Origin of the sequence: Nocardia sp. GP40, from assembly GCF_050434125.1 — a bacterium.
Taxonomy (GTDB): domain Bacteria; phylum Actinomycetota; class Actinomycetes; order Mycobacteriales; family Mycobacteriaceae; genus Nocardia; species Nocardia albiluteola.
On record NZ_JBNPVW010000001.1, the window covers coordinates 578,838 to 592,702 of the forward strand.

Annotated in this window: 11 protein-coding genes; 8 read left to right on the plus strand and 3 right to left on the minus strand. The window is 68.2% G+C overall.

What is annotated here, in order from left to right; translation table 11 throughout:
• Positions 1-71: 71 nt before the first annotated feature.
• The gene (gene asnB / locus ABH933_RS02455) at positions 72-2,042 is read right to left on the minus strand and encodes an asparagine synthase (glutamine-hydrolyzing) (protein WP_429414652.1); all 1,971 of its coding nucleotides are present in this window, start codon (positions 2,040-2,042) and stop codon (positions 72-74) included.
• Positions 2,043-2,474: 432 nt separating this feature from the next.
• Here asnB and ctaC point away from each other — a divergent pair, with 432 nt between their 5' ends.
• Positions 2,475-3,503, plus strand: coding sequence for an aa3-type cytochrome oxidase subunit II (gene ctaC, locus ABH933_RS02460; protein WP_245401314.1), 1,029 nt, complete (start codon positions 2,475-2,477; stop codon positions 3,501-3,503).
• A gap of 13 nt (positions 3,504-3,516) precedes the next feature.
• Positions 3,517-3,933, plus strand: a complete 417-nt coding sequence (locus ABH933_RS02465; RefSeq protein WP_215918987.1) for a cytochrome c oxidase subunit 4 — start codon at positions 3,517-3,519, stop codon at positions 3,931-3,933.
• Positions 3,934-4,037: 104 nt separating this feature from the next.
• Here the strand turns inward: ABH933_RS02465 and ABH933_RS02470 are convergent, their stop codons facing one another.
• The gene (locus ABH933_RS02470) at positions 4,038-5,330 is read right to left on the minus strand and encodes an FAD-binding oxidoreductase (protein WP_215918989.1); all 1,293 of its coding nucleotides are present in this window, start codon (positions 5,328-5,330) and stop codon (positions 4,038-4,040) included.
• Between the two features lie 444 nt (positions 5,331-5,774).
• Here ABH933_RS02470 and ABH933_RS02475 point away from each other — a divergent pair, with 444 nt between their 5' ends.
• A complete protein-coding gene (locus ABH933_RS02475; RefSeq protein ID WP_215918991.1) occupies positions 5,775-6,536 on the plus strand; it encodes an SDR family oxidoreductase in 762 nt (253 codons plus the stop codon).
• Between the two features lie 149 nt (positions 6,537-6,685).
• Here ABH933_RS02475 and ABH933_RS02480 read toward each other — a convergent pair whose 3' ends face one another.
• The gene (locus tag ABH933_RS02480) at positions 6,686-7,504 is read right to left on the minus strand and encodes a helix-turn-helix domain-containing protein (RefSeq protein ID WP_429414657.1); all 819 of its coding nucleotides are present in this window, start codon (positions 7,502-7,504) and stop codon (positions 6,686-6,688) included.
• A gap of 232 nt (positions 7,505-7,736) precedes the next feature.
• On the opposite strand from ABH933_RS02480, the gene cysD reads away from it, so the two are divergent.
• The 5 genes from cysD (at position 7,737) to ABH933_RS02505 (ending at position 13,818) form a co-directional block, all read left to right on the plus strand.
• Positions 7,737-8,642, plus strand: a complete 906-nt coding sequence (cysD, locus tag ABH933_RS02485) for a sulfate adenylyltransferase subunit CysD (protein ID WP_429415708.1) — start codon at positions 7,737-7,739, stop codon at positions 8,640-8,642.
• Between the two features lie 153 nt (positions 8,643-8,795).
• Positions 8,796-10,655, plus strand: coding sequence for an adenylyl-sulfate kinase (cysC, locus tag ABH933_RS02490; protein ID WP_429414660.1), 1,860 nt, complete (start codon positions 8,796-8,798; stop codon positions 10,653-10,655).
• Between the two features lie 36 nt (positions 10,656-10,691).
• Positions 10,692-11,894 carry a hypothetical protein gene (locus ABH933_RS02495; protein WP_429414663.1) on the plus strand — a complete coding sequence of 401 codons (1,203 nt, stop codon included), beginning with the start codon at positions 10,692-10,694 and terminating at the stop codon, positions 11,892-11,894.
• Entirely contained in the window at positions 11,894-12,673 is a 780-nt protein-coding gene (locus ABH933_RS02500) for an SDR family oxidoreductase (RefSeq protein WP_215918999.1), read from the plus strand. The genes ABH933_RS02495 and ABH933_RS02500 overlap by 1 nt, the downstream gene beginning before the upstream one ends.
• 11 nt (positions 12,674-12,684) lie before the next feature.
• Positions 12,685-13,818 (plus strand): sulfotransferase family protein, encoded by a 1,134-nt coding sequence (locus ABH933_RS02505; RefSeq protein WP_429414668.1) that lies wholly within the window; start codon positions 12,685-12,687, stop codon positions 13,816-13,818.
• Positions 13,819-13,865 lie beyond the last annotated feature (47 nt).

Sequence of the window (13,865 nt, forward strand, 5' to 3'; positions counted from 1 at the left end):
CGTAACACAACCCGGCATTCCGACCTCGAGGTCATCCGGGCCGAAGCTTCCGGATGACCTCGCGGCGAAACCTACAGCCGCACCGGATACGTGGGCTGCTCGATAGCGGGCTTGATCCGGTCCTCGACGAAGATGCCGTGCCAGATCATGAAGATCAGCACCGTCCACAGCCGGCGGCTGTGGTCGACTCCGCCGGTGCGGTGCGCCTCCAGCATCGCTGAGACGGCCGCCTTGTTCAGCAGGTGGTCGGTCTGGGACTCGGCGATCTGCGCCGCGGCCCAGTCGTAGAGTTCCGGGCCGCGCAGCCAATGCCGCAGCGGCACCGGGAATCCCAGCTTGGGACGGTGCAGCACGTGCGCCGGGACGATCTCCTCCAGTGCTCGCCGCAGCGCGTACTTGGTGGTCTCCTTGGTGATCTTCTGCTCGTACGGCAGCCGCTCGGCGACCGCGAACACCTCGGGATCCAGGAACGGCACCCGCAGTTCCAGGGAGTTGGCCATGGTCATCTTGTCGGCCTTGACCAGGATGTCGCCGCGCAGCCAGGTGAACAGGTCCAGGTGCTGCATGCGCGCCACCGGGTCCCAGCCCCGCGAGCCGGCGTAGATCGGCGCGGTGACGTCCCGGTGGGTCCACTCCGGGCGGAACTCGCGCAGCACCGAGCGCAGCTGGGCGTCGCTGAAGCTGCGGGCATTGCCGTAGTAGCGCTCCTCGAGGGTGAGCGACCCGCGGTGCAGCAGGCTCTTGCCGCGGGTGCCGTCGGGAATCCGGTCCGAGAGCTTGCCCACGAGTTTGCGTACCCCGCCGGGCAGATATTCGAACGGCTTGAGCGACAACGGCTCCCGATAGATCGTGTACCCGCCGAACAGCTCGTCCGCGCCCTCGCCGGACAGCACCACCTTGACGTGCTTGCGCGCCTCCTTGGCCACGAAATACAGCGGCACCAGCGCCGGGTCGGCGACGGGATCGTCGAGGTACCAGACGATCTCGGGGATCGCGGCGGCGTACTCCTCCGGGCTCACCATCCGCACGAAGTGCTTGGCGCCGATGGCGGCGGCGGTCTCGGCGGCGACGTCGGCCTCGGAGTATCCCTCGCGCTCGAAGGCGGAGGTGAAGGTGAGCAGGTTCGGGTTGTGCTGGATCGCCAGCGCCGCGGTCGCGGTGGAGTCGATGCCGCCGGACAGGAAGGCACCGACCGTCACGTCCGCGCGCATGTGCTTGGCGACCGAATCTCGCAGCACCTCCGCGATCTCGTGATAGCGGTGCTCGGGGGAGTTGGGGCGGCCCGCGATGCGGGGTGCGTGCGCCGTCGCCCCGGACGGCTCGCCGAACGGCACCACGCGGAACGTCGGCTCGAAATACCGCGTCACCTTCGGGGCCCGGCCCGGCTGCAGCGTCGCATAGCAGCCCGACTCCAGCCGGCGCACGTCCCGGTGCAGCGTTTCGGGCTCGGGCACGTACTGCAGCACCGTGTAGTGCTCGAGCGCCCGCGGGTCGATCGCATCGGAAAGGCCCAGGGCGGGGAGCAGCTCCAGCAGGCTCTTCTTCTCGCTCGCGTAGGCGGTGCCGCCCGGGCCCGTCGCGAGGAACATCGGCTTGATGCCGAACGGGTCGCGCGCCAGCACCAGCTGCTGGGTCTCGGTGTCCCAGATCGCGAACGCGAACATTCCCCGCAGCCGCGAGAACGCCTCGGTGCCCCAGTGGTGGTAGGCCGCGACGATGGCCTCGCCGTCACCCTCGGTGTGGAATTGCGCGCCGTGCTCGGTCGCCAGCTGCTCGCGCAGCTCGAGGTAGTTGTAGATCTCCCCGTTGAATGCGAGCGCGTATCGTTCGGGGCTCTCGGCGGGCCCCCAGCGCAGCGGCTGGTGCGAATGCTCGATATCGATGATCGACAGGCGGTTGAAGCCCAGGATGATGTGTTCGTCGTGCCAGGTGCCGCGCTCGTCCGGGCCACGGTGACGCCCGCACTGCAGCGCCTCGTACACCTGGTGGACAACGTCGTCGGCCGCCACATCAGCGGTCAGGAATCCGAGCAGGCCACACACTGGGTCGAGAACCTCGTTTCCGGGATCGGGGTACGTGCAGGGAGAAGTCTGAAATCCAGTCACAGAGTCTATCCAGGTTTTCCAGGGTGGGGCGATACAGGACCGAGGGATGGGGCGCTGCGGGCCGCCGGATGTGCCCGCGCCCCCGCTACCTCCACCGTTTCGATCTCCGGGGTGTCGAATCCGACCCGGGCACAACGCGGTACCCGGTTTGGTCTACGCTGCGTAGTACTCAGGGAACTCCCGGGCTGGTTCGTGCGTTAGCACCCCCGCCGGTGAGCTCCTCGAACGTGCTGAAATGTGCCGTCCGGTCGAGCCGGGCGGCGCCGAGTCGGATAGACGACCAGGAAGGCGTTGAGCGTGGCGCACAAGGCGAGCGAAGCGATAGGGGCGCGGCCCGACGGGGGCGCTACCTCCGGCGGACGGGGCCGCATGCTTCGGCGGGCCGGGCTGGCGGTGTCTTTGGCGATCACCGTCATGGCCGTCTCGGGCTGCTCGATCGACAATCCCGTACTGCGGTTCGGGTGGCCCTCGGGTGTGACCCCGCAGGCAACCAAGATGCGGGAGCTGTGGACGTGGTCGGTCATCGCCGCGCTGGCGATGGGTGTGCTGGTGTGGGGCCTGACGTTCTGGACGGTCACCTTCCACCGCAAAAAGCCGAACTCCCCGGAGTTCCCCCGGCAGACCGGCTACAACGTGCCGTTGGAGCTGACCTACACGGCGATCCCGTTCGTGATCATCGCGGTGCTGTTCTACTTCACCGTGGTCGTGCAGAACTACGTCGCCGAGATGAAGCCGAACCCGGACGTGACCGTCGACGTGACGGCCTTCCAGTGGAACTGGAAGTTCGGCTACCAGCACGTGACGATGACCGACGGCACGTCCTACGACGGCGTCGACAAGACCCGTCAGGGCATGGACCAGCAGATCCTCGACGAGTACAAGGACCGTCAGGCGCACGGCCACCCGCAGCCGGGCCCGGACAACGGTAAGCCCGAGAACGACATCAGCTACCTGCACTACGACAAGGTCGAGACCGTCGGCTCCAGCTCGGAGATTCCGGTTCTGGTGCTGCCTACCAACCGGGTGATCGAGTTCCAGCTCGCCTCGGCCGACGTCATCCACTCCTTCTGGGTGCCGGAGTTCCTGTTCAAGCGCGACGTGATGCCGAACCCGAAGGAAAATCACTCCGAGAACATCTTCCAGATCACCAAGATCGAGAAGACGGGCGCCTTCGTCGGCCGCTGCGCGGAGATGTGTGGTACCTACCACTCGATGATGAACTTCGAGGTCCGCGCTGTGACCCCGGACAAGTTCGACCAGTATATGAAGGCCCGTGAGGCCGGTGAGACCACTGCCGAGGCCCTGTCGAGCATCGGGGAGTCGCCGGTGGCGGTGTCGACCCACCCGTTCAACCCCGACCGCACCGCGCGGTCGGCGTCCGAGGCCGAGAGCAAGTAAGGACTGAACTGATATGAAGGTCGAAGCGCGCATCTTCGAGCTGCTCACGGTGTTCTTCATCCTCGTGGCAGTCATCTACGCCTTCTTCACCGGCCAGTCCCGTACCGGTGTGGAGTGGGCGGGCACCACCGCGATCGTGCTGACCGCGGGCCTGACCCTGATCGTGGGCACCTACTTCCGCTTCGTGGCGCGCCGTCTCGATCTGCGCCCCGAGGATTTCGAGGAGGCCGAGATCGTCGACGGCACCGGTGACCTGGGCTTCTTCTCGCCCGGTAGCTTCTGGCCCATCTTGCTGGCCGCCTCCGCTGCGGTAACCGCGACCGGGTTCGCGTTCTTCCAGCTGTGGCTGATCGCCCTCGGCGTGATCTGCATCCTGGCCGCCGCCGCCGGTCTGGTGTTCGAATACCACATCGGTCCCGAGAAGCACTAGCCCGCAGCAGAATCCAGCAGCGCCCCGGCCGAATTCGGCCGGGGCGCTGTGCTGTTTGCGGGTGCCGCTCCTGCCGGATATCGGCACGAGCGGCGATCCGCGGACTACTCGGGCGAGTGGTATCGGCGGGCGCGCTCGGACTGGCAGATGTCCTCGATGGCCGCGGTGATCTCCCGCAGCGACTCGGTGGTGCCGGATCGGCCGGGATAGCCGGTCGCGGGCCGTAGGCGGCAGGTGAAGCTGATGAAACCGTGGTCCTCGCCCGCGAGCTCGTGCAGCCGGGGGGAGCGCACGCCGTAGGTCAGGGCGGAGATGACGGTGAAGCAGTCGCTGCGCTCGCGATACTCCGAGAACAGGTCGTGCAGGCGATGGAAGACCGAGGTGTAGGTCGACAGCGGCGCGAACACCGCCACGCGATAGGCCGGTCCGCGCTCGGACGAGCTGATCACGGTATCGGCCAGGTATTCGGCGTCGCGCAGCGTCAGCACCTTGGGGGAGAACATCAGCGCGCCCGCGGCGGCGTTGCGGACCGGCATTCCGGCACGCCCGTTCGCCGCCGAGGCGATCGCGCCCAGCGATTTGCGCGCCCGCGCCCCGAGTTCGCGCCGGGCCCGCAGCGATGGGGTGGCGGCGGTCGGATGCAGGCTGGACCACTGCCCGAAGCGCACCGTGCCCAGCTGAATGTTGCCGGTGCCGACCGGGCGTGAGACCCGCAGCGGCGCGGTGTCGACCCAGCGGCCCACCTGCAGCATCGCGTCGCCGGGGTGTTCGATCGAGGAGAGGGTGTGCTCGACGAAGGTGTCGAAATCCAGGAAGCGGTGCGCGTCCGAGGTCAGCCAGGTGTGATCCTTGTCGACCTCGACGGCCTGCAGGGTGAGTGCGGTGATGATGCCGGTGCGCCCGGCCCCGCCGAGGATGCGGTGGAAACGCTCGGCATGGTGGTTGCGCCCGCAGGTCCCGAATCGTCCCTCGGGATCGACGTATTCGAGCCCGACGACGTTGTCGCTGAACATGCCGTAGCGGTGCGAGGCCGTGGACAGGCCGCCCACGGCGGCGAATCCACCCGCGGTGATCTCGCGGTGATCGCCCACGATGGGCAGGCCCAGCCGGTGCGCGGCCAGGGTGCGATCGATGTCGGACAGTCGCGCGCCGGCCTGCACCCGCACCAGCCGCGCCTCGGCGTCGACGGCCTGCACCCGGTTCATCCGGCGCAGCGACAGCACGATGCGCCGATCGGGTGGGGCCGGTTCGCTGTCGTGCTCGCCCTCGTGGTCGCTGCCGTGTTCGCCACCCCGGACCGTCAGCGGCTGGGGCCGTGAATCGCGCACGGTGCGAACGACATCGGCGGTATCGCGCGGTAGATATTCCTCAGGGAGGGCGGACAGCGACGTGCTCATGCCTCCACCTCGCTGGCGCTCGGCTCCGGCACGAGCACGCTCGTGACTGTGCTTATTTTCCGGTCGCTGCGCTCCCTCATGGCCACAAACTTAACCACAGTTACGCCCTCCCGTCTGCCCCGAACGTGCGGCGTTCCTGAGACACGCCGAACCGTCCACATGCCGGTGGGACAACTCGCGTCGATCCTGCTGCGCCGCAGACGAATCGGTGCTGGTCGTAAGGGTTCGGTCGGCTCTCGGCGGGGTTACCGGACCCGGCGTCCGAGGACGGCAACCGGTTGGCGTCGAGCATTGCGGCGGTGGGACTCTGGGCCGCTGCGTTTCGGCTGGTCGGGAACCGGTCGTCGGGAATCGGAGAGCGTCGCATCGCGGATGGTCGTTTCGCGTGGTGACATGCGCGACTAGATCTTGTGAATGCGCCCGATGGGCGAGTAGGTATGTGCTATGACCACGATTCTCGTGACCGGGGGCAGCGGCGTCCTCGGCAGGCATATCGTCGAACGGTTGCAGGGGCACGAGGTGCGGGTGCTGTCGCGGCGGGCCGGGGCCGGGACTCACGTCGGGGATCTCAGCACCGGGGAGGGGGTGCGGGAGGCCGCCGACGGTGCGGATCTCATCGTCCACGCCGCCTCGGACTTCAAGAAGTTCGGCAAGCCGGACCTCGAGGGGACTCGCACCCTGCTCGCGGCGGCGGGCGAGGCGCGGCATCTGCTGTATGTGTCGATCGTGGGCATCGATCGGATCCCGTTCCGGTACTACCGGAACAAGCTGGCTTGCGAGCAGCTGATCGAGGGCAGCGGCGTGCCGCACACCATCCTGCGGGCCACCCAGTTCCACGATCTGATCGCCCAGGCCCTGCATTCTGTCGAGCGGCTCCCGATCGCTCCGCTGCCGCTGGATTTCCGCTTCCAGACCGTGGCGACCGCCGATGTGGCCGCCCGCATCGCCGAGCTCGTCGTCGGTGAACCCCTCGGGCGCGCACCGGATTTCGGCGGTCCGGAGGTGCTGACGCTGGGGGAGATGGCACAGACCTGGCGTGCGGCCCGCTCGGGCCCGCGTCGTGCGGTCCGAATCCCGTTGCCGGGCACCGTCGCCGGGGATTTCCGTCAGGGGCTCAACACCTGTCCGTCCCACACGGACGGTACCCAGACCTGGGCGCAGTACGTCGCCACCTACAGCGGCAAGCCCTACCGGCTGTTCGGGTAGTCGGAGGTCGCGGGCTCACCGTGTCGTCCCCGACCGGGCCGTCACCCGAAAGTCAGGCGACCGGGCGGGGCACAGTTGCCGAGATGGCTCTGCGGCCGCCGGTCCGGCGAGTGGTATCGCTGTCGGCAGCAGAGCTCGATTCGTAGCCGTCAGTGCTGGGCCAGGGCCGCGCTCAGTGTGCCGGCGACGGCCTTGGTGGCGGCGCCCAGAGCCTCGAGGGCGTCGGCCGACAGCAGGGTGTCGGGGCAGGCGACGACGGCCGCGACGACGGTGGGGCCCAGGAAGATCGGGGCGGCGACCGTGACGACGGCGTTCTCGGGGCCCAGTTCGTCGGGGAGGTAGTCGATGGTGATGAGGTCGGCGATCATGGCGCCCAAGCGGTTGCGCAGCGGATCGGTGACCGGGGAGTTGCGAAGCGCCGCAAGGGCTCCCAGCATCGGGGCCGAATCGTCGGCGAGGCGCTCCACGGAATAGCCGCGGGCGCGCACCGCGTCCAGGACGGCGAGGAGACGATCGCGGTGGGCCGGATCGGCGGTGGCGAGCCAGGCCGCACGCTCGGAATCCGGTGCCCACGCCAGGAATTCGCGGACCACCGGGGGCGCCAGCGGCAGGCGGCGGCCCGGGCGGATCCAGGGCAGCGGCGGGGTGCCCGCGACCTCGGTGACTACGACCGCGCCCTCCTCGCGCTCGGCCAGGAATGACGGAATACCCTGACGCGCGGTGAATTCCCGCAGCGGTCCCAAGGCCAGCCGGCGCAGGGGGAAGGCCGTTTCGGCGCGGCGGGCGACGGTGAGCAGGCCCAGGCCCAGGCCGTAATTGCCGTCGCTGTCGCGGATGGTCCAGCCGTCGGCGGTCAGCTGCGTGAGCACGGCGTGGGCGGTGGCGCGGGACAGGGGCGTCTCGCGGACGATCCGCGCCAGTGACAGCCGCTCGGCGGGGTGGCGGGACAGCAGTGCGATCACCTGCACGACGCGGTGCGTGGGCGGGGATGCGGGCGCTGCGGTGCTGTTTTCCGGAGTGCCGCCGCCCGAACCGCCATTTTCTGAAACAGGTTCTTGACCGGCGGGCCGTGCACGGCCTATCGTCGGTGTCACAATACCGAACAATAGCGTCGAATAGTCGACACCGCAACCCGGGATTCGCCCGGCCGTCATGATGGCGGAGGTGTTCTCTTCGATGCGGTGAGTGAGTGAGCGTGTAATGCGGACCGGATACGAGTTGTCGCATCTGGCGGCCCTGGAGGCCGAATCGGTGCATATATTCCGTGAGGTCGCCGCGACCTTCGAGCGGCCGGTGCTGTTGTTTTCGGGAGGCAAGGATTCCGCGGTCATGCTGGAGCTGGCGCGCAAGGCGTTCTGGCCCGCGCCGCTGCCGTTCGCGCTGATGCATATCGACACCGGTCACAACTTCGACGAGGTGATCGAGTTCCGGGACCGCACCGCGGCCCGGGTCGGCGCGCGGCTGCTGGTGGCGCGGGTGCAGGACGACATCGACGCGGGCCGGGTGGTGGAACTGCCCGGGCAGACCCGTAATCGGCTGCAGACCACGACGCTGCTGCGTGCGATCGCCGAGCAGCGGTTCGACGCGGTGTTCGGCGGCGCGCGGCGCGACGAGGAGAAGGCACGCGCCAAGGAACGGGTCTTCAGCTTCCGCGACGAGTACGGCGCCTGGGAGCCGCGGGCCCAGCGCCCGGAGATCTGGAACCTCTACAACGGCAAACACCGTGCGGGCGAGCACATTCGGGTGTTCCCGCTGTCCAACTGGACCGAGCTGGACATCTGGGAGTACATCGACCGGGAGGCGGTGGAGCTGCCCTCGCTGTACTACGCGCACCGGCGGCGGGTGTTCCGGCGTGACGGAATGCTGCTGGCGGAGAACAGATATCTGTCCCCGGGCGCCGACGAGCCCCTCGCCGAGGCCACAGTGCGCTTCCGCACCGTCGGCGACGCGACCTGCACGGGCTGCGTCGAGAGCACGGCCGCCGACGCCGCGGCCGTGATCGCCGAGACCGCCGTCACCCGGCTGACCGAGCGCGGTGCGACCCGAGCCGACGACCGAATCTCCGAGTCGGGCATGGAAGACCGGAAGCGAGAGGGCTACTTCTGATGAGCGAGCGTAGCGAGAGAATCGTGTTGCAGCGTCCTCGGGTCATGACGGAGCCGAGCGCTAGCGAGGCGCAGTCATGAGCGAGCGTAGCGAGAGAATCGTGTTACAGCGTCCACGGGTCATGACGGAGCCGAGCGCCAGCGAGGCGCAGTCATGAGTCGCAATTTGTTACGCCTGGCCACCGCGGGCAGCGTCGACGACGGCAAGTCCACGCTGATCGGCCGCCTGCTCTACGACTCGAAGAATCTGTTCACCGATCAGCTCGCGGCGATCGAGCGGGTCAGCGCCCAACGTGGCGACGCGGCAGCGGATCTGGCGCTGGTGACCGACGGGCTGCGCGCGGAACGCGAGCAGGGCATCACCATCGACGTCGCCTACCGCTACTTCACCACGCCGCGACGGAAATTCATCATCGCCGACACCCCGGGGCACGTGCAGTACACCCGCAACATGGTGACCGGCGCCTCCACCGCCGACCTCGCACTGATCCTGGTCGATGCGCGCAAGGGAGTCGTCGAGCAGACTCGCCGCCACGCGTTCCTGGCCTCCCTGCTGGGGGTGCCGCACATGACGGTGTGCGTGAACAAGATGGACCTGGTCGGCTGGTCCGAGCAGCGATTCGACGAGATCCGCGCCGAATTCGCCGATTTCGCGGCAAAACTGACCGTCGGCGACCTGACCTTCGTGCCGGTCTCCGCGCTGCTGGGCGACAACGTCGTCGAGCCGTCCGCGCAGACTCCCTGGTACCCCGGCCCCACTCTGCTGCGCCACCTCGAGGACGTGCACATCGCCTCGGACCGCAACCTCATCGATGCCCGGCTGCCGATCCAGTACGTGCTGCGTCCGGGTGCGGCGGAGGCGGCGGATTCCGTTGCGGCACATCGGGCGTACGCGGGCACCATTTCCGGCGGGATCTTCAAACCCGGCGACGAGGTCGTCGTCCTGCCGTCCGGGCGCAACACCCGGGTGCGCGAGATCTGGGCGCCGGGCGGCGCGGAGGTATCCGAGGCGTTCACCGGCATGGCGGTCGCGCTCACGCTGGACGACGACATCGACGTGGGTCGCGGTGACATGCTCGCCCGGCCCGGTAATCGCCCGCACGTGGATCGCCACATCGACGCCATGGTCTGCTGGTTCTCGGACTCCACCGTACTGCGGCCGGGAGCGGAGTACTCCGTGCGGACCGCGGCCCAGAGCACCCGGGTGCGGGTCACGGGGCTGGACTATCGGCTCGACGTCAACACGCTGCATCGCGAGACCGGCTCGCAAAGCCTGGCGCTCAACGACATCGGCCGGTTGTCGCTGCGCGCCCAGCAACCGCTGCTGTTCGATCCCTACCGGGACAATCGCCGCACCGGCAGCTTCATCCTCGTCGACGAGGCCACCAATCAGACGGTGGCGGCGGGCATGATCGTGGCGCGCGAGACGGGGACCTCCGCGGCATCGGTGGTCTGGCACAGCTCCGCCGTCGAGCGCGCCGAGCGGCCGCACAGCGGCGCGACCGTCTGGCTCACCGGGCTGTCCGGCTCCGGAAAGTCCACGATCGCGGTGGAATTGGAGCGCCAGCTGGTGGCCGCGGGCCGTCCGGCGTACCTGCTGGACGGGGACAATCTGCGGCACGGCCTCAATGCCGATCTCGGCTTCTCCGACGACGACCGCCGCGAGAACATCCGCCGGGTCGCCGAGGTCGCGGCGCTGTTCGCCGATGCCGGTGTGGTGGTGATCGTCTCGCTGATCAGCCCGTTCGCGGCGCAGCGCGAGCGGGCGCGGGAGGTGCACGCCACGCGCGCCCTGCCGTTCACCGAGATCTTCGTCGACACTCCGCTGCACGTGTGTGAGCAGCGGGATCCCAAGGGGCTCTACGCCCGTGCCCGGGCGGGGGAACTGCGCGAGTTCACCGGCATCGACTCCCCGTACGAGCGCCCCGAGCACGCCGAGTTCGTCTTCACCCCCGAGGACGGCACACCCGCCGAGGTTGCCGCCCGGATCCGGGACGAGCTGGAACTCCTGTAGCGCACCGCCTTTCCCACGACACGAAGCAGGTATCGAATGGAACACTCACCCGCACAGACGGCACCCGAACCCCCGTTGTCCGCGCCGCTGCAGGCCGCGATCGCCGAGGCCGAAAGGCTCATCGCCACGGCCGATTTCATCACCGACGAACACGATCTGGCCGAGGGCTACGAATACCTCGCGGGCAGTATCGCCGCGGTTACGCAACTCTCGGGCGTGCACGGCACCAGCCATCCGCAGTTCGTCAGCTCGACCGGGCCGTATACCAAGATGGGCCTGGACAATCCGGACACGCTCTACTACCACGCGAATGTCGAACCCGGCGCGGAGTACCTGGTGACCGGCACCCGCGGCAGCACGGTGGACCTCAGCTTCCAGGTGCTCAAGGGCGATTACACCGCCACCGACGTGCCCAACGGCGACGACGCCTTCGACGATCGGCGCGTGGAGATCGATGCCGACGGCGGCTACCGGCTGCGCTTCGGCCCGCCCAAGGAGAACCCCGGCCCGAACTATTTCGTGCTGGGCGAGGGCGCCTCGATGCTCGCGGTGCGCGAGGTGTACGGGGATTGGACGCGCGAACGCAAGGGCACCATCCGCATCGAGCGCGTCGACACCGTCGGTACCGCGCCCGTCCCGTCGGATCTGGACCGCCAGCGGAAGCGGTACCGGGCGGCGGCCCGAATGCTGGTGCAGCGCATCCACACCTGGTTCAACTTCCCGAAGTGGTTCTACCTGGACCTGCCGGTGAACACGCTCACCGCGCCCCGGCTCACTCCGGGCGGGCTGAGCACGCAGTTCTCCTCGGTGGGGCACTTCGATCTCGCCGAGGACGAGGCGCTGCTGATCACCGTGCCCGAATCCGATGCGCCGTATCAGGGTTTCCAGCTGGGCAGCCGCTGGTACATCTCGCTGGACTACGTCAACCATCAGACGAGCCTGAACAGCGCGCAGGCGCAGGTGGATCCGGACGGCATGATCCGCATGGTGGTGTCGGCGCGTAATCCCGGCATCGCCAACTGGATCGAAACCACCGGACGCCGGCGCGGCATTCTGCAGTTCCGCTGGCAGCGGGTCGCGCGCGAGATGACCGCGGCCGACGGCCCGAGTGTGCAGGTGCTGGCGGTCGATGAGGTGGCGAAGTATCTGCCGCACTACGACACCAACCGGATCGACGAAGAGGGGTGGCGCGCACGGATTTCCGATCGGCAGCGCGCCTTCGCGGAGAGGATGCTGTAGTGGGACTGCTCGACGACAAGGTGGTCGTGGTCAGCGGCGTCGGTCCCGGCCTGGGACGGTCGATCTGCCTGCAGGCCGCGGGCCAGGGCGCGAAGGTCGTGCTCGCCGCGCGCACCGAATCCCGCCTGGCCGAAGTGGCCGCCGAGATCGAGGCCGCCGGTGGCGTGTCGCTGAGCGTGCCCACCGACATCACCGACGACGCCGCGGTGGGGAACCTGGTCTCCCGCACCGTCGAAACATTCGGCCGGGTGGACGCGCTGGTGAACAACGCCTTCTCGGTGCCCTCGATGAAACCGCTGGAGCGCACCGATTTTCAGCAGATCCGCGACAGCGTCGAGCTGACCGTGCTGGGCGGGCTGCGGGTGACGAAGGCCTGCACCGACGAGCTCGCCAAGTCCCAGGGATCGGTCGTGATGATCAATTCGATGGTGCTGCGGCACTCCGAACCCCGTTACGGCAGCTACAAGGTGGCCAAGGCGGCGTTGCTGGCCATGTCGCAGACCCTCGCGACGGAGCTGGGGGACAGGGGGATTCGCATCAACACCGTGGCGCCCGGCTACATCTGGAGCGATCAGCTGAAGTGGTACTTCGGCGAGGTCGCGAAGAAGTACGGCAGCACCGCCGAGCAGGTGTACGAGCAGACCGCGAGCCGGTCGGACCTGAAGCGCCTGCCCGAGCCGGACGAAATCGCCCGCGCCGTGGTGTTCTTCGCCTCCGACTGGTCCAGCGCCATCACCGGTCAGACCCTCGACGTGAACTGCGGCGAATACCACTTCTGAGAAGGAATGCGATGACAGTACGTACCGATGTGGGCACGGTCGAGGACCTGCACGCCTCCGCGACCAAGGTCTGTGGTCTCACCGACTTCGGCCCGGACGACTACCGCGAGCCACTGGGCGTCCTGCTGGAGTCCTACCGGCGCGACGCGGATCTCACCGAGCTCGGCAGCAAGATGAATCGGTACTTCCTGCGCGGGGCGCTGGTGGCACGCGCGCTGAGCGAGGCGTCCTGGCGGGCGCACCCGACCTATGCCGACACCCCGGTCACCAGGCCGATTTTCGTCACCGGCCTGCCACGTACCGGGACCACCGCCCTGCACCGGCTGCTGGCCGCGGATCCGGGCCATCAGGCGCTGGAGATGTGGCTGACCGAGTTTCCGCAGCCGCGCCCGCCGCGGGAGACCTGGGCCGACAACCCGATCTACCAGCAGATCGACGCGGGCTTCGCCCGGCACCACCTGGAGAACCCCGAATTCATGGGGCTGCACTACATGACCGCCGCGGAGGTCGAGGAGTGCTGGCAGCTGCTGCGCCAGACCGTGAAATCCATCGCGTACGAGAGCCTGGCCTATCTGCCGACCTATTCGCAGTGGCTGCAGGGACAGGACTGGACGAATGCCTATGTGCGGCATCGCAAGAACCTGCAGCTGATCGGGTTGGGCGACCGGCGGCGCTGGATCCTGAAGAATCCCAGCCACCTGTTCGCCCTGGACGCGCTGCTGGCGGTTTATCCGGATGCGCTGATCATCCAGACCCACCGCGATCCGGTGACCGTGCTGGCGTCCTCGTGCAGCCTGTCCGAGCACACCACGAAGGGCTGGTCGAATACGTTCTCCGGCAAGGTGATCGGCGAGACACAGCTGGAGCTGTGGTCGCGCGGGTTGCGCGAGTTCACCGCCGCCCGTGCGCGGCACAACCCGGCTCAGTTCATCGACGTCGACTTCGCGGATCTGCGTTCCGATCCGCTCGGGACGGTCGAATCCATCTACCGTGCCTTCGGTATCGAGTTCACCGACGCCGCGCGTGCCGCGATGACCGCGCTGGACCAGGAGAGCCGAAGCGGCGACCGCAAGCCGGTGCACCGCTACGAACTCGCCGAGTACGGGCTCGCCGAGGATCAGGTGCGGGCGCACTTTCCGGGCTGATTCCGCGGTGGTGGAGGGCTATCCGATTGCACCGCCATGCGGATTAA